Source organism: Variovorax sp. 01T432, assembly GCF_056398605.1.
On sequence record NZ_JBFTPS010000005.1, the window covers coordinates 313,882 to 331,962 of the forward strand.

18 protein-coding genes are annotated in these 18,081 nt (G+C 67.3%); 6 read left to right on the forward strand and 12 right to left on the reverse strand.

Annotated elements, in window-relative coordinates; translation table 11 throughout:
- Positions 1–31 precede the first annotated feature (31 nt).
- Positions 32–1,504: a sensor histidine kinase gene (locus tag AC1DNF_RS06535; protein WP_478147737.1), complete on the reverse strand. Its 1,473-nt coding sequence runs from the start codon at positions 1,502–1,504 to the stop codon at positions 32–34.
- On the reverse strand, positions 1,501–2,226 hold the full coding sequence (locus tag AC1DNF_RS06540; protein WP_478147738.1) for a response regulator transcription factor: 726 nt from the start codon (positions 2,224–2,226) through the stop codon (positions 1,501–1,503). The genes AC1DNF_RS06535 and AC1DNF_RS06540 overlap by 4 nt, the downstream gene beginning before the upstream one ends.
- A gap of 98 nt (positions 2,227–2,324) precedes the next feature.
- Here AC1DNF_RS06540 and AC1DNF_RS06545 point away from each other — a divergent pair, with 98 nt between their 5' ends.
- The 4 genes from AC1DNF_RS06545 to msrA all read left to right on the forward strand — a co-directional run bounded on the left by AC1DNF_RS06545 (position 2,325) and on the right by msrA (position 4,896).
- Positions 2,325–2,951: a cytochrome b/b6 domain-containing protein gene (locus tag AC1DNF_RS06545; protein WP_478147739.1), complete on the forward strand. Its 627-nt coding sequence runs from the start codon at positions 2,325–2,327 to the stop codon at positions 2,949–2,951.
- A complete protein-coding gene (locus AC1DNF_RS06550; RefSeq protein ID WP_478147740.1) occupies positions 2,948–3,739 on the forward strand; it encodes a molybdopterin-binding protein in 792 nt (263 codons plus the stop codon). The genes AC1DNF_RS06545 and AC1DNF_RS06550 overlap by 4 nt, the downstream gene beginning before the upstream one ends.
- An 88-nt stretch (positions 3,740–3,827) precedes the next feature.
- The gene (locus tag AC1DNF_RS06555) at positions 3,828–4,097 is read left to right on the forward strand and encodes a pentapeptide MXKDX repeat protein (protein ID WP_478147741.1); all 270 of its coding nucleotides are present in this window, start codon (positions 3,828–3,830) and stop codon (positions 4,095–4,097) included.
- 70 nt (positions 4,098–4,167) lie between these two features.
- The gene (gene msrA / locus AC1DNF_RS06560; protein ID WP_478147742.1) at positions 4,168–4,896 is read left to right on the forward strand and encodes a peptide-methionine (S)-S-oxide reductase MsrA; all 729 of its coding nucleotides are present in this window, start codon (positions 4,168–4,170) and stop codon (positions 4,894–4,896) included.
- A gap of 18 nt (positions 4,897–4,914) precedes the next feature.
- Here msrA and AC1DNF_RS06565 read toward each other — a convergent pair whose 3' ends face one another.
- The 3 genes from AC1DNF_RS06565 to tal all read right to left on the reverse strand — a co-directional run bounded on the left by AC1DNF_RS06565 (position 4,915) and on the right by tal (position 7,844).
- Positions 4,915–5,265, reverse strand: a complete 351-nt coding sequence (locus AC1DNF_RS06565) for a DUF805 domain-containing protein (protein ID WP_478147743.1) — start codon at positions 5,263–5,265, stop codon at positions 4,915–4,917.
- Positions 5,266–5,340: 75 nt separating this feature from the next.
- Entirely contained in the window at positions 5,341–6,897 is a 1,557-nt protein-coding gene (gene pgi, locus AC1DNF_RS06570) for a glucose-6-phosphate isomerase (protein WP_478147744.1), read from the reverse strand.
- Positions 6,894–7,844, reverse strand: coding sequence for a transaldolase (tal, locus tag AC1DNF_RS06575; RefSeq protein ID WP_478147745.1), 951 nt, complete (start codon positions 7,842–7,844; stop codon positions 6,894–6,896). Before tal ends, pgi begins: the two co-directional genes overlap by 4 nt.
- 117 nt (positions 7,845–7,961) lie before the next feature.
- Between tal and AC1DNF_RS06580 the strand changes: the two genes are divergently transcribed.
- Positions 7,962–8,633, forward strand: a complete 672-nt coding sequence (locus AC1DNF_RS06580) for a lipocalin family protein (RefSeq protein ID WP_478147746.1) — start codon at positions 7,962–7,964, stop codon at positions 8,631–8,633.
- On the opposite strand, the gene AC1DNF_RS06585 is transcribed toward AC1DNF_RS06580, so the two are convergent.
- The 4 genes from AC1DNF_RS06585 to AC1DNF_RS06600 are packed head-to-tail and all read right to left on the reverse strand — an operon-like array spanning position 8,579 to position 13,535.
- Positions 8,579–9,241 (reverse strand): HAD family hydrolase, encoded by a 663-nt coding sequence (locus AC1DNF_RS06585; protein ID WP_478147747.1) that lies wholly within the window; start codon positions 9,239–9,241, stop codon positions 8,579–8,581. The two genes, AC1DNF_RS06580 and AC1DNF_RS06585, sit on opposite strands and share 55 nt — an antisense overlap.
- Entirely contained in the window at positions 9,238–10,284 is a 1,047-nt protein-coding gene (locus AC1DNF_RS06590) for an ABC transporter ATP-binding protein (protein ID WP_478147748.1), read from the reverse strand. The genes AC1DNF_RS06585 and AC1DNF_RS06590 overlap by 4 nt, the downstream gene beginning before the upstream one ends.
- Positions 10,285–10,300: 16 nt before the next feature.
- Positions 10,301–12,523, reverse strand: coding sequence for an ABC transporter permease (locus AC1DNF_RS06595; RefSeq protein WP_478147749.1), 2,223 nt, complete (start codon positions 12,521–12,523; stop codon positions 10,301–10,303).
- A 1-nt stretch (position 12,524) separates the two neighbouring features.
- Positions 12,525–13,535, reverse strand: coding sequence for an ABC transporter substrate-binding protein (locus tag AC1DNF_RS06600; RefSeq protein ID WP_478147750.1), 1,011 nt, complete (start codon positions 13,533–13,535; stop codon positions 12,525–12,527).
- A gap of 127 nt (positions 13,536–13,662) precedes the next feature.
- Between AC1DNF_RS06600 and zwf the strand changes: the two genes are divergently transcribed.
- On the forward strand, positions 13,663–15,132 hold the full coding sequence (gene zwf / locus AC1DNF_RS06605) for a glucose-6-phosphate dehydrogenase (protein ID WP_478147751.1): 1,470 nt from the start codon (positions 13,663–13,665) through the stop codon (positions 15,130–15,132).
- Between the two features lie 22 nt (positions 15,133–15,154).
- Here zwf and AC1DNF_RS06610 read toward each other — a convergent pair whose 3' ends face one another.
- The 3 genes from AC1DNF_RS06610 to AC1DNF_RS06620 are packed head-to-tail and all read right to left on the reverse strand — an operon-like array spanning position 15,155 to position 18,070.
- Complete coding sequence (locus tag AC1DNF_RS06610; protein WP_478147752.1) at positions 15,155–16,147, reverse strand: ABC transporter ATP-binding protein; 993 nt, start codon at positions 16,145–16,147, stop codon at positions 15,155–15,157.
- Complete coding sequence (locus AC1DNF_RS06615) at positions 16,144–17,142, reverse strand: ABC transporter ATP-binding protein (protein WP_478147753.1); 999 nt, start codon at positions 17,140–17,142, stop codon at positions 16,144–16,146. Before AC1DNF_RS06615 ends, AC1DNF_RS06610 begins: the two co-directional genes overlap by 4 nt.
- Before the next feature lie 16 nt (positions 17,143–17,158).
- Entirely contained in the window at positions 17,159–18,070 is a 912-nt protein-coding gene (locus AC1DNF_RS06620; protein ID WP_478147754.1) for an ABC transporter permease, read from the reverse strand.
- Positions 18,071–18,081 lie beyond the last annotated feature (11 nt).

Consider the following 18,081-nt stretch of genomic DNA (forward strand, 5'->3'; position numbering starts at 1 on the left):
AAGCCCCGCGGCGCGAGCCGCGGGGCTTTTTTTACATCAGCTGGAAGAAGAAGACAGCGCCCTTGCCGGCGCGCTGCAGCAGTTGGATGCTGCTGCCATGGAGTTGCAGAATGCGCTGCACGATCACCAGCCCAAGTCCGCCGCCACGGCTGGCGGCCGAAGAGAACGAAAAGGCCGGTCGCGTGAACAGGCCCTTGCGCAGTTCGTCGGGAATGCCGGGACCGGTGTCGCTGATCTCCACCTGGACCGCATCCCTGTCCTGCCACAGCCGCACCACGATCTCGCCGCCTTCAGGCGTATGGCGGATGGCGTTGTCGAGCAGGTTGGTCAACACCCGCTCGATCATCCCCAGGTCGGCGGTGACGACCGGCAGGCCGGAAGCGATGTCCGGCACCAGCCGCTGATGCCGCGCCTCGGCCGCCAGCTCGAATTTCTGAAACACGTCCTGCACCAGATCGGCCAGGGCGAAGCTCTCCTTCTCGGGCTTGACGACGCCGTATTCGAGTCGGGCCAGTTCGAACAGCTCCTGCGCCAGCCGGCCGACCTTGCGGCTCTGGCCCAAGGCGATGTCGAGGTAGCGCCGCCTGTCGTCGGCGCCCAGCGAATCGGACTTGAGTTGCAGGGTCTCGAGATAGCCGTGCAGCGACGTCAGCGGCGTGCGCAGGTCGTGCGAGATGTTGGCGAACAGTTCGCGCCGCTGCTGGTCCTGCACGGTGAGTTCRCGCCATTGGTCGGCAATGCGCCGCGCCATCTTCGCGAAGGCCTGCGCGAGCGTGGCGATCTCGCCGCCGCCGCGTCCCGCCTGCGCCAGCATGGGCGCGGCGCTCTCCAGGGCGGCCACTCCTTCGGTTTCGAACTGGCGGACCGCATCGGTCAGTTCACGCAAGGGCCGCGTGATGAGGTGGAAGGCCGCGAGGCCCGCCAGCAGGCCCAGCAGCGAAACCAGCGCCATCGACCACAGGGTGGTGCGCAGCACGCTGTCGGCCGCGACGTTCGCCATCAGCGCATCGCGATCCTCGCCGAACAGCACGACGTAGACATAGCCGGCATCGCTGCCGTCGATCTTGAGCGGCGCCGCGCTGAACACCTTCCGGACGCCGTCGCCGCGCGGATCGTCGCCCAGGATGGGCAGGGGCGCGCCGGACAGCAGGCGCCGGATCGGCGCCACGTCGACGCTGGTGCGCTTGAGATGGCCGGGCGGCGCGGCCTGCGCCACGATGCGGCCGTCGAGCCGCAGCAGGTAGACCTCGACGCTGGGATTGACCGCCATCAGCTTGTCGAAGAGATCGCGCACCGCCGGCTCGTTGAGCCCGCCGCGCTCCATCAGCGTGGAGTTCTCGGCGATGTGGGCGGCCAGGCCGAGGGAGAGGCGCTGCGTCACCTCCTGCTCGTGTTCGCCGCTGGCCCGCATCTGCAGCCAGGCCGACGCGCCGCAGCAGGCGAGCAGCAGCACAGCGAACACGGCGGAAAGGCGCCGCGACAAGGATGCCGAGCGAAAGCTCATGGCGGCGCCTCGTCGGCTGTGGGCGCCGACAGCTTGTAGCCGCGCCCCCAGACCGTCAGGATGCGGCGCGGTTCGGCCGGGTCGGCTTCGATCTTCAGGCGCAGGCGGTTGATGTGCGTGTTCACCGTGTGCTCGTAGCCGTCGTGCTGGTAGCCCCAGACCTGATTGAGCAGGTCGAGGCGCGAGAACACCTTGCCCGGATGCCGGGCGAAGAAGTAGAGCAGATCGAACTCGCGCGGCGTCAGCTCGACGGCCTTGCCATCGACCTGCACCTCGCGCGCCAGCGGATCGATGCACAGCCGGTCCAGGTCGATCCGGCCCGACTCCATGCGCGCATTGCGCGCCATGGCTTCGGTGCGGCGCAGCAGCGCCCGCACGCGCGCGACCAGTTCGAGCACCGAGAAGGGCTTGGCCAGGTAGTCGTCCGCGCCCAGTTCCAGGCCGAGGATCCGGTGCACTTCGCTGGATCGGGCGCTGGTGATGATGATCGGCGTGTAGCGCGTCATGGCGCGCGCTCGGCGGCAGATCTCGAGGCCGTCGACCCCCGGCAGCATGAGGTCGAGGATCAGGGCATCCCAGTTTCCGCGCTCCAGCTCGCGCAGGCCCGCATGGCCGTCGGCCGCGTGCGCCACGAGGTAGCCCTCGTCATGCAGGTGCATGCGCAGCAGTTCGGCGATGTGGGCATCGTCCTCGACGATCAAGACGCGTTTGGCGGGCTCCATGTCGCCGGATTGTCCCTGGATATCGGCCGCAGGGTTATCACGATTAATTGAACTCTTCGTGATGAATCGGTCATCGGATGCGCCCAACAATCCGCTCCATGAACCGCCCAGCGACCGCCCCTCGCAACGCTCCGATCCATCCGATCTGGATGCGCATCACCCATTGGCTCAATGCCCTGGCGGTGCTGGTGCTGGTGACCAGCGGCTGGCGCATCTACGACGCCTCTCCCTTCCTGCCCTTGCACATCCCCTCCTCGATCACGCTGGGCGGCTGGCTCGGCGGCGCGCTGCAATGGCATTTCGCCGCCATGTGGCTGCTGGCCGCGAACGGCCTCGTCTACCTCGCGCTGAACGTGGCGAGTGGGCGGCTGTGGCGCAAGTTCTTCCCGCTGTCGGTGGGCGGGATCTGGCGCGATGCCATGGCCGCACTGCACGGCACGCTCTCGCACGCCGATCCGCGCCACTACAACAGCGTCCAGCGCTTCGCCTACCTCTTCGTGATGCTCGACATCACGGTTCTCGTGCTCTCGGGCCTCGTGCTCTTCAAGTCCGTCCAGTTCGCCTTTCTGCGCGACTTGCTGGGCGGCTACGAATTCGCTCGCCGCGTTCACTTCATTGCCATGGCCGCGCTGGTCCTGTTCGTGGCGGTACACCTGGTGATGGTGGCGCTGGTGCCGCGCACGCTGCTGGCAATGTTGTATGGCAAGAAAGCGGAGACCGCATGAAGATTCTCAAACGCCCCGTGATCACGGGCGTGGACGGTGACGCCGCGCTCGTGGAAGCCCGCAAGCTGATCGCGCGCCGCGTCGAGCAGCCCGCCCGCCGCGCCTTTCTGCAGCGTTCGCTCACGCTCGGCGGCCTGTCGCTGCTCAGTGGCTGCGGCATCAGCGACAACAGCAGCGTCGAGGCGGCCCTCATGCGTATCTCGCGCTTCAACGATGCGGCACAGGGCTGGTTGTTCGATCCGAAGAAGCTGGCGCCGACCTACCCGGATTCGATGATCACGCGGCCGTTCCCGTTCAACGCGTACTACGGCGAGGACGAGGTCCGGGTCGTCGAGGAAGCTGGCTACAAGCTCGAAGTGACGGGCCTGGTCGCCGACAGGCGCAGCTTGACGCTGGCCGAGCTGCGCGCGATGCCGCAGCAGGACCAGGTCACCCGCCACATCTGCGTGGAAGGCTGGAGCGCGATCGGCAAGTGGGGTGGCGTGCCTTTCGCCGATTTCCTGCGCCGCGTGGGCGCGGACACCCGCGCGAAGTACGTCGGCTTCAAGTGCGCGGACGACTACTACACCAGCATCGACATGCCCACCGCCCTGCATCCGCAGACGCTGCTCGCGCTCACCTATGACGGAGAGCCGCTGCCGCCCAAGTACGGCTTCCCGATGAAGCTGCGCATGCCCACCAAGCTGGGCTACAAGAATCCGAAGCACATCCAGGCGATCTTCGTCACCAACACCTACCCTGGCGGCTATTGGGAAGACCAGGGCTACAACTGGTTCGGCGGCAGTTGAGGCCACGGGCTCAACGCTGTTGACAACGCGGGCCGTGTTCTCTTCGAACCGGGCCATTTCTTGAATTGCGAAACATGAGGACAATGAAATGAACAAACTCACTGCAACCCTGCTGGCCGGGTTCATGGCGATCGGCTCTGTCTCCGCCTTCGCGGCGGACGAGATGAAGAAGGACGACGGCATGGCCAAGGACGCGATGGCGAAGGACGCCATGGGCAAGGACGGCATGAAGAAGGATTCGATGGCCAAGGATGGAATGAAGAAGGACGCGATGGCCAAGGACGCGATGGCCAAGGACGCGATGAAGAAGGATTCCATGGCCAAGGATGCGATGGGCAAGGACGAGATGAAGAAGTAGTCGCGACGACGCCCTGCCCGCGGCACACACGGCAGTTGCCGAAAGAAGCACACAAGGAAGCGAAACCGAAATGAACAAAGCATCGACTCTCCCTCCCCTCTCCCGGCGCCTGGCGCTGGCGGCGTTCGCGGTGGCGGCCGGCGCAGCGGTATGGCACGCGGTGCCCTCGCTGGCGGCGGAAGCCGCGGTGGTCATTCCGGCGCCTGCGGTGGATGAGGCGGCCGCGCAAGGCGCCGCCACTGAAACCGCGGTGTTCGCGGGCGGCTGCTTCTGGGGCGTGCAGGGCGTCTTCCAGCACGTCAAGGGCGTGAAGAATGCCGTCTCGGGCTACGCCGGGGGCGAGGCCGGCACGGCGAAGTACGAGGAGGTCGGCTCGGGCCGCACGGGCCACGCCGAATCGGTGCGCGTCACCTACGACCCGAAGCAGATCAGCTACGGACGCCTGCTGCAGATCTACTTCTCGGTGGCCCACAACCCGACCGAGCTGAACCGCCAGGGGCCGGACAGCGGCACGCAGTACCGCTCGACGATCTTTCCGGCCGATGCCGAGCAGGCGCGCGTCGCGAAGGCCTATATCGCGCAGCTGGACAAGGCCAGGGTCTTCGGCAAACCCATCGCCACCACCGTCGAGCCGCTCAAGGGCTTCTATCCGGCGGAGGCCTATCACCAGGACTACCTGACGCACAACCCCGGCCAACCGTACATCGCGATCAACGACCTGCCCAAGATCGACAACCTGAAGCGCGTCTTCCCCGACCTCTATCGCGAGAAGCCGGTGCTGGTCGGCGCCGGCACCTGAGCGGCGCGGACCGCCGGATCAGGCGGCCAGGGCGGGCGTGATGGGCGGAGCCCCGTACGCGTTGGATTCAGGCTGGCTGGGCTGCACCATGAAATAGAGCAGCACCAGCCCGCCCACGACCGGGACGAAGCCGATCAGCAGCCACCAGCCGCTCTTGCCGCTGTCATGCAGACGGCGCGCGCCGACCGCAAGCAGCGGCAGCACGAAGGCAAGAATCGCGATCGCGTACACGAACTTGTGGATGAGGCTCGCGACGACGGCCACGATCACGTAGGCCAGCACGAACCACCAGTACTCGGGGCGCGAGGCACGCCCCGAAAAATCCACGTACTTGCCAAAGCAGGTCTGGACGGCCTGTTGAAAATTCATGAACGGCTCCTCTTTGATGGTTCCCGCACGAAGACCCCCGGCGGATCATATCGAGGGAACCCTCGATCGGCGTGACTATGTCGGCTGCCGAAGCCGAACGAGCAGACCCGCGGTGGAGGCATCGAGCCCCTTGGCGTCGCCGGACGCGAGGCGCGGCTCGATATCCTTGGCCAGCACCTTGCCCAGCTCGACGCCCCATTGGTCGAAGCTGTTGATTCCCCAGAGCGCGCCGCTGGTGAACACCCGGTGCTCGTAGAGCGCCAGAAACGCGCCGAGCGACTCCGGCGTCAGCTTCTCGAAGACGAAGAAGCTGCTCGGCCGGTTGCCCGGAAAATTCCGGTGCCCGCCCTCGTCGCGCTGGCCGACCATGAGGGCCTGCGCCTGCGCGATCGCATTGGCCAGCAGCTTGGCATGATGCCCCTGCAGCTCGTGCGACGCGTCGCGTACCGCGATGAAGTCCAGCGGGATGACGTCCGTGCCCTGGTGCAGCATCTGGAAGTAGGCATGCTGACCATTGGTGCCCGGCTCGCCCCACAGCACCGGCGAGGTACCGAAGGGCACGGCCTTGCCGCTCGCATCGACCTGCTTGCCGTTGCTTTCCATTTCGAGCTGCTGCAGGTAGGCCGGCAGCCGCTTGAGCGCGCTGTGGTACGGCGCGATGCACCTGCTGGTGAAGCGGTGGAAGTTGCGATACCAGACGTCGAGCAAGCCCAGCCGGACCGGCAGGTTCTGCGCCAGCGGCGCGGTGCGGAAGTGCTCGTCCATCGCATGCGCGCCGGCCAGCAGCGCACGGAAGCCGTCCGCGCCGATCGCCAGGGCGATGGGCAAGCCGATCGCCGACCACAAGGAATAGCGGCCGCCAACCCAGTCCCAGAAGCCGAAGGTCTTCTCGATGCCGAAAGCGCGAGCGGCCTCGACATTGGTCGTGAGCGCCGCGAAATGGCGGGCGATGTCGACACTGCCGGACTGCGCGAACCAGCGCTTGGCCGACTGCGCGTTGGCCATGGTCTCGGCCGTGGTGAAGGTCTTGGAGGCGATGAGGAACAGCGTGTGCTCCGGCGCGAGGCCCCTGAGCACGCCGGCCAGTTCGTGGCCGTCGACGTTGGAGACGAAGTGAAAGCGCTTGCCCGGCGCCACGAACTCGTCGAGCGCGAGCACCGCCATCTGCGGCCCGAGGTCGGAGCCGCCGATGCCGATGTTGACCACGTCGGTGATCGTGTGGTCCGCGCGGACTTCCTCGGCATAGGCCAGCATCGCGTCCAAGGTGGCGTGCACGTCGGCCAGCGGCGCCGCCAGCGTCTGCGGGACCGGCATCGAGGCCGGCGCCCTCAACAGCGTGTGCAGCACGGCGCGATCCTCCGTGGCGTTGATGTGCGCGCCAGCGAACATCGCGTCCCGGTGGGCCTCGAGGCCCGATTCACGGGCCAGCGACAGCAGCAGTTCTTCCGTGCGGGCGTCGATCCGGTTCTTCGAGAGATCGGCAAACAGGTGGGGCGCCGACTGGCTGAAGGCAGCGAAGCGATTCGCGTCCGAAGCGAAGGCTTCGCGCAGATCGAAACCGCGCCCGGCCGTGTCGTAGTGCGCCTGGAGCTGGGCCCAGGCCGCCGTCTGATCGCAACGAGTGGTCATCATGAAGCCTCCATCAGTTTTTCGAGTTTCACCGCGTCGGCGGCGAAGGCGCGGATGCCTTCGGCCAGCTTCTCGGTCGCCATGGCGTCCTCGTTCAGCGCGAAACGGAAGGCGCGTTCGTCGAAGCTGACCTTCGGGATGTCGAGGCGCCGTGCCGCATCGGCGTCCAGCGCGTGGGCCAGGGGCGCTTCGCTGCCGGCCAGCTCTGCCAGCAACTCGGGGCTGATGGTCAGCAGGTCGCAGCCGGCCAGCGCGGCGATCTGCCCGACATTGCGGAAACTCGCGCCCATCACCTCGGTCGCGATGCCGTGCTTCTTGTAGTAGTCGAAGATCTGGCGCACCGAATTCACCCCCGGGTCGTTCGCGCCCGCGCGTGCCGCTTCGTCCCAGGCGCTGCCCGCGGATTTCTTGTGCCAGTCGTAGATGCGCCCGACGAAAGGAGAGATGAGTCTCGCCCCTGCGTCGCCGCAGGCCACGGCCTGCGCGAACGAGAACAGCAGCGTCAGGTTGGTGTGGATGCCCTTGCGCTCCAGCTGGCGCGCCGCCTGGATGCCCTCCCAGGTGGAGGCAACCTTGATCAGCAATCGCTTCTCGACATCGATGCCTTCGGCGCGATAGAGCGCCACGATGCGGTCCGCGCGTTCGATGGTGGCGGCGGTGTCGAAGCTCAGCCGAGCGTCGACTTCAGTCGAGACCCGGCCCGGGATCAACGACAGGATCTCGGTGCCGAAGCGAACCAGGAGCCGGTCGATCACCTCGTCGATGGCAAGGCCTTTGTGCTTCCTGACTGTCTCGTCGAGCAAGGGCCGGTACTCGGGCTTCTGGACCGCCTTGAGGATGAGCGATGGATTGGTGGTCGCATCCCGGGGCTTGAACTGCGCCAGTTGGCGGAAATCGCCGGTGTCGGCGACGACGGTGGTCCATTGGCGGAGGGCATCGAGTTGGTTCATGGGTTCATTATCCCGCCGCAAAACTACAACCCGTGTCGTCCGTGGCTGACGAAATGCCCCGCGCCCCCAGGCTAGGGTCGTGAAACCTTGACCATTCGACCGACCCGGAGGAAGTCCATGTCTTTTCGCAATCATCGCGCCCCGCCGCCCACCGTCGCCTTCGATGACCGCGCCCACAGCGCGTCGATCGGGACGCTCGCCGCGGCCTTCTGTGTCGGCGGCTTCGTGACACTGCTGGCACTCACGACCAGCCGCGCCGCGCGCGCCGAGCTCGTCGGCGGACCCGCTGACGGCGCGCCGCTGATGCGCGCCCCGCTGCAAGTCGTGGCACCCGTGGACCTCAAGCGCTATGCGGGTCTGTGGCACGAGCAGGCAAGGCTTCCCAACCGCTTCCAGAACGACTGCACGGGGCCTGTCACCGCCGAATATGCCTTGCAGCACGACGGCACCATCGAGGTGCGAAACCGCTGCGTCCGGGCGAACGGCAGCTTCGACGAAGCCGTCGGCTCCGCCCGCGTGGTTCCGGTCGCGGGGCAGCCGGGGGCCGGCCGGCTCGAGGTGCGCTTCGCCCCCGAATGGCTGAGCTGGCTTCCCGCCGTCTGGGGCGACTACTGGATCCTGAAGCTCGACCGCGAGTACCAGGTGGCCCTCATCGGAACGCCGAACCGCAAGTACCTGTGGGTGCTGTCGCGCGCGCCCCGCCTCGACGAGGCCGTGCTGCAGGCGGAACTCGACTACGCGCGCACGCTGGGTTTCGACGTCGACAAGGTCGAGCTGACCGGCAGATAGGCGGCGAGCCGCGCCGGCACGGCGCTGGGGATTTCGCAGTGGATGGCGTGCCAGCCCAGGGCCTGCGCGGCCTCGACGTTGGCGAGGGAGTCGTCGATGAAGACCGTGTCCGAGGCCGCCAGGCTGTAACGTGTCGCGAGCAGCTCGTAGATCTCGCGTTGCGGCTTGATCATCTGCACGTCGCCCGAGAAGATGCCGCCGTCGAACCAGCGGAAGAAGGCGTGGCGTTGCTCCAGCACGCGCGCATACGGCGAAGGCATGTTGGAGAGGTAGTAGATGCCGAAGGTCTCACCCGCGTCGCGCCGCGCGCACAGCTGGCTCAGCAGATCGACCATGACGGGGATCGGCTCGAGGCGTTCACCGATGGGCGCCAGGGCTTGGTGGAGCCGCTCCTGCGGCAACGAGAGGCGCAGGGCGATCCGGCCGACAGCATCGTCGAGGCTGTGGGTTCCGCGATCGAAGCCCAGCCAGTCCTCGTGATGGAACATCTGCCGCGCCAGCGCCTGCGCGGCTTCCGCGGTCGGCGCGTGGTGCGCGAACTGCGTCTGCACCAGTTCCACGGGCGCCCACGTCAGGAGCACGGCGCCGAGATCGAAGACGATGTTCATCCGGCGGCCCTCACGACGGAAACCCCGTGGTGGCCCAGCGACAAGGTCGTGCTGGCGCCGACCCCCAGGGGCCGGGACAGGTCCGAGGACACGACGAACACCGACCCGAGAGCGGTGTCGAAGACGTATTCATAAAAGCTGCCCAGGTAGGCCGCCTTGCGCAGCGTCGCCGGCAGGCCGATGGCCGCCCCGATCTGCCAGGCTTCCGGCCGAACCGCCACCTTGACCACGCCCGGCGCGATGTCGTAGCGGCGAACCAGGGTCAGCGGGCCCAGGTCCACGCGCCCCTCCGGTTGCGCGACGGCGGGAAACACCATCGCCTCGCCCATGAAGCCGGCCACGAACTCGCTCTCGGGATGGCCGTAGAGCTGCTCGGGCGTGCCGCGCTGCGCGATGGTGCCATGGTCCATCACGATGATCTGGTCGCTCACGGCCAGCGCCTCGCTCTGGTCATGCGTGACATAGGCGACCGTCAGCTGGAGCCGCTGCTGGAGGTTGCGGATTTCCTCGCGCATCTCGCGCCGCAGGCGGGCGTCCAGATTCGACAGCGGCTCGTCGAACAGCAGCACCGCCGGCTCCAGCACGAGCGCCCGCGCCAGCGCCACGCGCTGCTGCTGCCCGCCGGAGAGCTCGCTCGGCATGCGCTCGTCGAAGCCGACCAGGCCGACACCCGCGAGTGCCTCGCGCGCGCGCGCGACGGCTTCGTTCTTGCGCAGGCCGCTCATCTTCAGGCCATAGCTCACGTTCTCGATCACGTCCATGTGCGGGAACAGCGCGTAGCTCTGGAACATCATGCTCACGTTGCGCTCGGCCGGCCCGAGCGTCGTGACGTCGCGCCCGCCCATGAGGATCGCGCCCGAGGTGGGGGACTCCAGCCCCGCGATCATGCGCAGCGTGGTCGTCTTGCCGCAGCCGGAAGGGCCGAGGATGGTCGTCAAGGTGCCCTCCGGGACCTCGAAGCTGATGCCCTTGACGGCCAGCGGGGCGCTCGCGTCGCGGCCGTAGCGCTTGGTGACGTTGCGCAGTTCGATGCCGTTGCTCATGTGTTCTTCCGAAAATTCAGGGCGCCGCCGCCACGATGGGCAGCACGCCGGGCCTGCGCCGTCCCAGCTTGCGCTCACCGACGACGAACTGCACGAACGCGATGGCGAGCGACATCAGGATCATCAACACCGTGCAGTATGCAAGCGCGATGCCATAGTCGCCGTTGCCGACGCGGCCGATGATGTAGGTGGTCGACAGTTCATTCTCGGCGGTCACCAGGAAGATGACGGCGCTCACCGTCGTCATCGCGCGCACGAAACTGTAGACCAGCGCGGCCACCAGTGCCGGCTTGAGCAAGGGCAGGACGACCCTGAAGAGGGTTTGCGACGTGGACGCGCGCAGCATCATCGAGGCTTCGTCGAGCGAGCGGTCGAGCTGCCTGAACGCCGCAGTGCCCGCGCGCACGCCCACCGGCAGGTTGCGGAACATGAAGCACAGCACGATGATGAGGCCGGTGCCCGTGAGCTCCAGGGGCGGCACGTTGAAGGCGAGGATGTAGCTCACGCCGAGCACGGTGCCCGGAATCGCGAAGGCGAGCAGCGCGGCGAACTCGAAGGCGCCCTGCCCCTTGAACTCGTTGCGCGCGAGCAGCCAGGCGATCAGCAGGCCCAGCCCGGCCGTCAGCGGTGCCGAGATGCCGGCGAGCTTGAGCGTGGTGATCAGCGAGTTCCACGCGGTGCCGGCCCACACCAGGCCGAACTGCCCCCACTCGAGCGCGAAGGCGGTCTTGAAATGCTGAAGGGTGAAGCTGTAGTCGCGGCCCCAGGTCTGGACGAAGCCGCCCGCGAAGGCGAACAGATAGACCACCAGGGTGAACGCGATCCACGGCAACGCGACGCAGTAGATCGTGCGGCGCACGCCGTCGGGCAAGGGCATCGCGATACCGGCATCGCCCTTGCCGCTGACGGTCGTGTAGTTGCGCTTGCCGAGCACCCAGCGCTGGATCGCGAACACGCCGAACGCGAAGATCGTGAGCACCCAGGCCAGCGACGCGGCACGGCCCTGGTCGTACTGCGCGCCGACGATGGCGAAGAAGATGTCGGTCGACAGCACCGAGAACTGGCCGCCCACGACCACCGGATTGCCGAAGTCCGCGATGCTCTCGATGAAACCGACCAGGAACGCGTTCGCCAGCCCCGGCTTGAGCAGGGGCAACGTGACCGTGAAGAAGGTGCCGCGGCGGTCGGCGCGCAGCATCAGCGCGGCCTCCTCCAGGCTCGGCGACACGCCCTGGACGACGCCGCGCATGATCATGAAGGCGATCGGCGTGAAGGCGAAGAGCTGCGCCACCAGCACGCCGGGCATGCCATAGAACCAGCGCGTGGGCTCGATGCCGAGGCTGCTTTCGAGCAGCTGGTTCACGACGCCCGCGCGGCCGAACAGCAGGATCAGGCCGAGGCCGACCACGAAGGGCGGCGTGATGATAGGCAGCAGCGCGAGCACGCGCAGCGGCCCCTGCCAGCGCCGCCCGCCGCGCTCGGCCATCAGCGCCATCAAGGTACCGAGAAAGGTGGTGCCGCCCGCCGTGAGCAAGGCCAGGACCAGCGTGTTCCATGCGACACCGCAGCGCACGCCGCCGGCGAGGCAACCCAGGCCCCACACGCGCTCGGTGCCGATGCGGGCAGCGAGCGCGGCCAGCGACCACTTGCCGTCTTCATTCAGGAAGGCGCCCGCGAGCGCCTTGCTCACCGGGTAGGCGATGAAGAGCGCCATCAGGACGCCGCAGCCGATGACCGATGCGGCGACAAAGAGATCCCCCTTGAAGAAACCCTGGCGCGCCAGGCCGAAGGATGTGAGCAGAATCAGCGCCGCCAGCGCGATGAAGCCTCCCGCGCCGATGCCGAACTGGTTGAGCGTCAGTTCGCCGAACAAGGTGTTGAAGACCGGGAAGCTCCATCCGCGCGCGCCGATCAGGAAGCCGCTGAGCGCCAGGCCGATGGCACCGACGGCACCGCCGAGAACGAGCACGCGGCCCTGGGCCCGGCCGGGCCGCAGCAACGCGCCGAAGGCGCAGACGGCCAGCCCCAGGAGTCCGTAGAAGAGCCAGACGCGCCCCTGCGCAGTCGCCTGCATGAGGCCGTTCGCGCCTTCGGCCTGCCCGAAGACCTGCGCAATGGCCTCGTACCAGGCGGTGTCCTGGATGGCGTACCAGGGCAGCGCGAGGTAGCCGAACAGCCCTGCGGCGATGCACACCCACAGGGGCGTGTCGGGATGGCGGCGGACCGCGGAAGTCGACACGCTAGCGCGGCAGCGAGTTGACGTCCTTCTCCCAGCGCGCGATCAGGCGCCGGCGCTCGGCGCTGGAGCCGTACTTCGCATAGTCGTAGTCGATGAACTTGATCTTCCTGAAGTCGGGAATGCGCGGGTCGAGCCTGGCATTCACGTTGCTCGGGAGCTGGAACTGCTTGTTGGCCGCGCCAAGCTCCTGCGCGGAAGGCGTCAGCGCCCATTCGTAGAACTTCTTCGCGGCATCGAGGTTGCGCGCGCCCTTGATGATGCTCATGGAGCCGATCTCGGCGCCGGTGCCGTCGGACGGCGTGATGGTTTCCACCGGGAAGCCCTGCATTTTCTCGCCCGGGCCGTCGTGCACGAAGCTGATCGACACCGCCGTTTCGCCGCGCGCGACCGCCTTGATGGGGCCGGTGCCCGAACGGGTGTACTGGCTGACGTTCTTGTGCAGCGCCTTGAGGTATTCGAAGGCCTTGTCCTCGCCCATCAGTTGCACGAGCGTCGCGATCATGGTGTAGGCCGTGCCGCTCGACGCCGGATTGGCCACCTGGATGTCGCCCTTGTATTCGGGCTTGAGCAGGTCGGCCCAGGTCCGGGGCACCGGCAGCTTCTTCTTCGCCAGGAGTTCGGGGTTGTAGCCGAAGCCGAGCGGCCCCGAATAGATGCCGACCGTCCTGTAGCCCGATTGCCTGGCCTGCTGCTGCGCCCACGGGTGCAGTTGCGCAAGCGTGGGCGATTTGTATTCGAGCGTGAGGCCCTGCTCCGCGGCCTGCAGATGCGGGTCGCCGGTGCCGCCGAACCAGATGTCGGTCTTGGGGTTGTCCTTCTCCGCGATGAGCTGCGCCAGGGCCTCGCCCGAGCCCTTGAGCGACATGTTGATCTTGACGCCCGTCGTGCGCGCATAGACCGTCGAGATCACGTTGCACCATTCGGCCTGGACCGAGCAGATGACGTTGACCGTCTGGGCCGACGCGCTGGCGCACAGGGCAACCAGACCTGCCGCTGCGAGAAACTTCTTCATGAGGGGCTCCGCAAGAAAAATAAAAAAAGGCCCCGCGGGCCGGCCCTCAGCTTAGCGCCGCGCCTGTCATACAGGATCGGTACAAGTACCATTCGATGGCAAGCGACAACACAACACGGATGTATCCATGAGTTTCGATCTCGTCCTCTTCGGCGGTACCGGCGACCTGGCATGGCGCAAGCTCATGCCAGCGCTGTTCCAGGCATTCCGGCACGGCAGCCTGCCCGAGGGCGGGCGCATCATCGGGGTGGCGCGCGACGATCTGTCCGACGACGCGTATCGCGAGTTGATCCAGTCGCGCTTCGCGGCGGTCGAAGGCGCCAAGCGGCCCACGCCCGAGGAGTTCAAGAAGTTCGCCTCGATGCTGTACTTCCTGCGCATGGACCTCTCCCAGCCGGCGGACTACGAGAAGCTCGCGCAGACGCTCAAGGCGCGCGACGCCGGCACGGTGGTGATGTACCTGGCGACGGCGCCGGCGCTGTTCACCCAGGTGGTCGAACAGATTGCAGCGGCCGGGCTCAATGGCCCCCACACGCGCCTGGTGCTGGAGAAGCCGCTGGGCCACGACCTGGCATCGAACCGCGCCATCAACAAGGCGGTGTGCAAGGTGCTGGACGAGCACCAGGTGTTCCGGATCGACCACTACCTCGGCAAGCCCTCGGTGCAAAACCTGTTCGCGATGCGCTTCGGCAACGCGCTGTTCGAGCCCATCTGGCGGCGCGAGCACATCGCCAACATCCAGATCACGATCGCCGAGGACCTCGGCGTGGAGAAGCGCGGCGCCTTCTACGACCAGACCGGCGCGCTGCGCGACATGGTGCAGAACCACGCGCTGCAACTGGTGTGCGCGATCGGCATGGAGCCGCCGATCAACGCGCACGCCGACGCGATCCGCGACGAGAAGCTCAAGGTGCTGCGCGCGCTCAAGCCATGGACGGCCGAGTCGATCGGGCTGCATGCGATCCGCGGCCAGTACGCGGCCGGCACGGCCTATGGCGAACGCGTGCAGGGCTACCGCGACGAGCCCGGCGTGGATCCCGAAAGCCGCACCGAAACCTTCGTCGCGCTGCGCACCGAGATTGCCAACTGGCGCTGGGCCGGTGTCCCGCTCTACATCCGCACCGGCAAGCGCCTGGCCTCGCGCGATGCGCGCATCGAGGTCAACTTCAGGCCGACGCCGCACGCCATCTACCGCGAACCCGCGAGCTCGGTCAACAAGCTCGTGATCAACCTGCAACCGAAGGACGGCCTGGAACTGCACATGCTGGCGCAGGCGCAGGACAACCGGCAGCGCAACGGCAACCGGATCGCAGGCCCGCAATTGGCGCCGGTGCAACTCGACCTGGACTTCGACAAGCGCTTCGGCACGGAGCGCGTGGGCGCCTATGAACGCCTGCTGCTCGACGTGATCGATGGCCGGTTGAATCTGTTCGTGCGAAGCGACGAACAGGAAGAGGCATGGCGCTGGGTCGAGCCGCTGATCGACAGCTGGGCCTCCGAAGGCACGCCCCGCAGCTATGCCGCGGGCACCTGGGGGCCCAGTGCCTCCAGCGCCATGATCGCGAGAGACAGCTACGCGTGGGGCGAGGAACAGTAGCGCGACCGGGGCCGGGGCCGCTTCAGGTGCGGCCTTCTTCCACCGCGTGGCAGGCCACCTGCACGCCGCGCAGCGTCTGCAAAGGCGGGCGCTCGGCCTTGCAGCGCGCGTTGGCGAGCGGACAGCGCGGATGAAAGGTGCATCCCGTCGGCGGATTGAGCGGATTCGGCACCTCGCCCTGCACTGGCGTGCGCGAGCGGCCCGTGAACTTCATCTGCGGAATCGCGTCCAGCAGCATGCGGGTATACGGATGCTGCGGCGTGGCGAAGAGCTTGTGCTTGTCGGCCACTTCCACCAGCCTGCCCAGGTACATCACGCCGACCTGGTCGGCGACGTGGCGCACCACCGCCAGGTTGTGCGAGATGAAGAGATAGGTCAGGCCCTGCTCGCGCTGCAGGTCCTTCATGATGTTGAGCACCTGCGCCTGCACGCTCACGTCGAGCGCGGAGGTCGGTTCGTCGCATACCAGGAACTCCGGCTGGGTCGCCAGCGCGCGCGCGATCGAGATGCGCTGGCGCTGGCCGCCGGAGAACTGGTGCGGGTACTTCACCATGTCGAGCGGGCTCAGGCCGACCGACTTCAGCAGCTCGCCCACCCGCTCCTTGAGCGCGAGCCCCTCCTTGAGGATGCCGTGCTCGCGCAGCGGCTCGCCCACGATGTCTTCCACGATCCAGCGGGGATTGAGGCTCGCGTACGGATCCTGGAAGATCATCTGGATGCGCCGGCGCAGCTTGCGCCCCTCGGCCGTCTTGAACGCCGCATGCGCGTCCTGCCCGTCGAAGCGCATGCCGCCGCGGCTGGGGTTGTAAAGGCCCACCAGCAGGCGCGCGACCGTGCTCTTGCCGCAGCCGGACTCGCCCACCAGCGCCAGCGTCTTGCCGCGTTCGATCGAGAAGCTCACGCCGTCGACGGCGTGCAGCAGGACCCGTGGCTTGCGTTCGAGCACGCGGTTGAGCCAGGGCGGCGAGACGTCGAAGCTCTTGGCGAGGTCGTTCGCCTGAACCAGCGCCGTCATGCCGCGGCTCCTTGCGCGGCGGGCGCGCTGTGGGTGTGCGCATCGTGCAGCCAGCAGGCGGCGCGGGTCGCGCCGGCGTTCAGCAGATCCGGCCGCTCGACCACGCAGCGTTCGAAGACGCGGGGGCAGCGAGGGTTGTAGGCGCAGCCGCGCGGAATGGCATTGAGGCGCGGCATGGCGCCGTCGATCTGGTTGAGGCGCTCGCGGTCCATGGTCATGTCGGGAATCGCGGCCATCAGGCCCGCGGTGTAGGGATGCGCGGCCTGGTGGATCACTTCGTGCACGGGGCCGATCTCCGCGATGCGGCCGGCGTACATCACGGCCACGCGGTCGCAGGTCTCGGCGATCACGCCCATGTCGTGCGTGATCAGCATCACGGCGGCGCCGCGATCCTTGCAGATGCTCTTGAGCAACTGGATGATCTGCGCCTGGATCGAGACGTCCAGCGCGGTGGTCGGCTCGTCGGCAACGATCAGCTTGGGCTCGGCCGCCAGCGCCAGCGCGATCACCACCCGCTGGCGCATGCCACCGGAGAACTGGTGCGGATAGTGGTCGATGCGCTGTTCGGCGGCCGGAATGCCGGTGTCCTGCAGCAAGCCGATGGCGCGCTTGCGCGCCTCGGCCTCGCTCACGGGCAGGTGGGTGCGGATCGTCTCGATCAGTTGCCGGCCGATGGTGTAGAGCGGATTCAGCGAGGTCAGCGGATCCTGGAAGATCGCGCCGATCTTGCGGCCGCGGATGTGCCGCATGGCCTCGTTGCCGAGGTTGTCGATGCGCTGGCCTTCGAGGCGGATCTCCCCACTGGCCACGCGGCCCGGCGGCTCGAGCAGGCCGATGATGGCGGCGCCCGTGAGCGACTTGCCCGCGCCGGACTCACCCACCACGCCCAGGATTTCACCGGGGGCGATCTCGAAGGAAATGTCGTCCAGCGCACGCAGGGTGCCGCGCCGATGGGGAAATTCGACGACCAGGTTGCTGACTTGGAGAAGGCTCATGTGCGTTGCTCCGGCTTCAGCGCAGGCGCGGGTTGAGCGCATCGCGCAACCAGTCGCCCAGAAGGTTCACGCTGAGCGCGATCAGCACCAGCATCAGGCCCGGGAACACGGTGATCCACCATTCGCCCGAGAACAGGTAGTCGTTGCCGACGCGGATCAGCGTGCCCAGCGAGGGCGAGGTCGGCGGCACGCCCACCCCGAGGAAGGACAGCGTGGCCTCGGTGATGATCGCGGTCGCGACCTGGATGGTCGCGAGCACCAGCACGGGGCCCATCACGTTCGGCAGCACATGGCGGACCATGATGCGCCACGGCGACACGCCGGTGACGCGGGCGGCCTGCACGTATTCCTTGCTGCGCTCGACCAGTGTCGAGCCGCGCACCGTGCGGGCATATTGCACCCAGCCCGTGAGCGAGATGGAAATGATCAGGACCAGGAAGGCCACCGAGGTGTGCGCGTTCGGAAACATGGCGCGCCCGACACCGGCGATCAGCAAGGCCACCAGGATCGGCGGGAAGGAAAGCATCACGTCGCACACGCGCATGAGGAAGGCATCGAGCCAGCCGCCCCAGAAGCCGGCGAGGAGGCCGAACACCACGCCGACCACGACCGAGAGCACGACCGAAACAAAGCCCACGACCAGCGAGATGCGGGCGCCGTAGATCACGGCGGACAGGATGTCGCGGCCCTGGTCGTCGGTGCCGAGCAGGTACTTGACCGAACCTTCCGCGCTCCATGAAGGCGGCAGGCGCGCATCGCCGAGTTCCAGCGAGGCGAGGTCGAAGGGGTTGTAGGGCGAAACCCAGCCGGCGAAGACCGCGCAGAAGATGCAGACAAGGGCGATCGCGGCGGCCAACATCGCGACCGGCGAGCTGCGAAAGCTGTGTCCGACGTCACTGTCGAGCCAGAGGGCAATGGTTTTTTTCATCGTGGAGCAGA

Excerpts from the sequence above, each read along its gene's own strand:
- AC1DNF_RS06555 (WP_478147741.1), top strand. The coding sequence starts at position 3,828 with ATGAACAAACTCACTGCAACCCTGCTGGCCGGGTTCATGGCGATCGGC.
- zwf (WP_478147751.1), top strand. The coding sequence starts at position 13,663 with ATGAGTTTCGATCTCGTCCTCTTCGGCGGTACCGGCGACCTGGCATGG.
- pgi (WP_478147744.1), bottom strand. The coding sequence starts at position 6,897 with ATGATGACCACTCGTTGCGATCAGACGGCGGCCTGGGCCCAGCTCCAG.
- msrA (WP_478147742.1), top strand. The coding sequence starts at position 4,168 with ATGAACAAAGCATCGACTCTCCCTCCCCTCTCCCGGCGCCTGGCGCTG.
- AC1DNF_RS06610 (WP_478147752.1), bottom strand. The coding sequence starts at position 16,147 with ATGACGGCGCTGGTTCAGGCGAACGACCTCGCCAAGAGCTTCGACGTC.
- AC1DNF_RS06565 (WP_478147743.1), bottom strand. The coding sequence starts at position 5,265 with ATGAATTTTCAACAGGCCGTCCAGACCTGCTTTGGCAAGTACGTGGAT.
- AC1DNF_RS06585 (WP_478147747.1), bottom strand. The coding sequence starts at position 9,241 with ATGAACATCGTCTTCGATCTCGGCGCCGTGCTCCTGACGTGGGCGCCC.
- AC1DNF_RS06600 (WP_478147750.1), bottom strand. The coding sequence starts at position 13,535 with ATGAAGAAGTTTCTCGCAGCGGCAGGTCTGGTTGCCCTGTGCGCCAGC.
- AC1DNF_RS06550 (WP_478147740.1), top strand. The coding sequence starts at position 2,948 with ATGAAGATTCTCAAACGCCCCGTGATCACGGGCGTGGACGGTGACGCC.
- AC1DNF_RS06545 (WP_478147739.1), top strand. The coding sequence starts at position 2,325 with ATGAACCGCCCAGCGACCGCCCCTCGCAACGCTCCGATCCATCCGATC.
- AC1DNF_RS06620 (WP_478147754.1), bottom strand. The coding sequence starts at position 18,070 with ATGAAAAAAACCATTGCCCTCTGGCTCGACAGTGACGTCGGACACAGC.
- tal (WP_478147745.1), bottom strand. The coding sequence starts at position 7,844 with ATGAACCAACTCGATGCCCTCCGCCAATGGACCACCGTCGTCGCCGAC.
- AC1DNF_RS06615 (WP_478147753.1), bottom strand. The coding sequence starts at position 17,142 with ATGAGCCTTCTCCAAGTCAGCAACCTGGTCGTCGAATTTCCCCATCGG.
- AC1DNF_RS06580 (WP_478147746.1), top strand. The coding sequence starts at position 7,962 with ATGTCTTTTCGCAATCATCGCGCCCCGCCGCCCACCGTCGCCTTCGAT.
- AC1DNF_RS06590 (WP_478147748.1), bottom strand. The coding sequence starts at position 10,284 with ATGAGCAACGGCATCGAACTGCGCAACGTCACCAAGCGCTACGGCCGC.
- AC1DNF_RS06540 (WP_478147738.1), bottom strand. The coding sequence starts at position 2,226 with ATGGAGCCCGCCAAACGCGTCTTGATCGTCGAGGACGATGCCCACATC.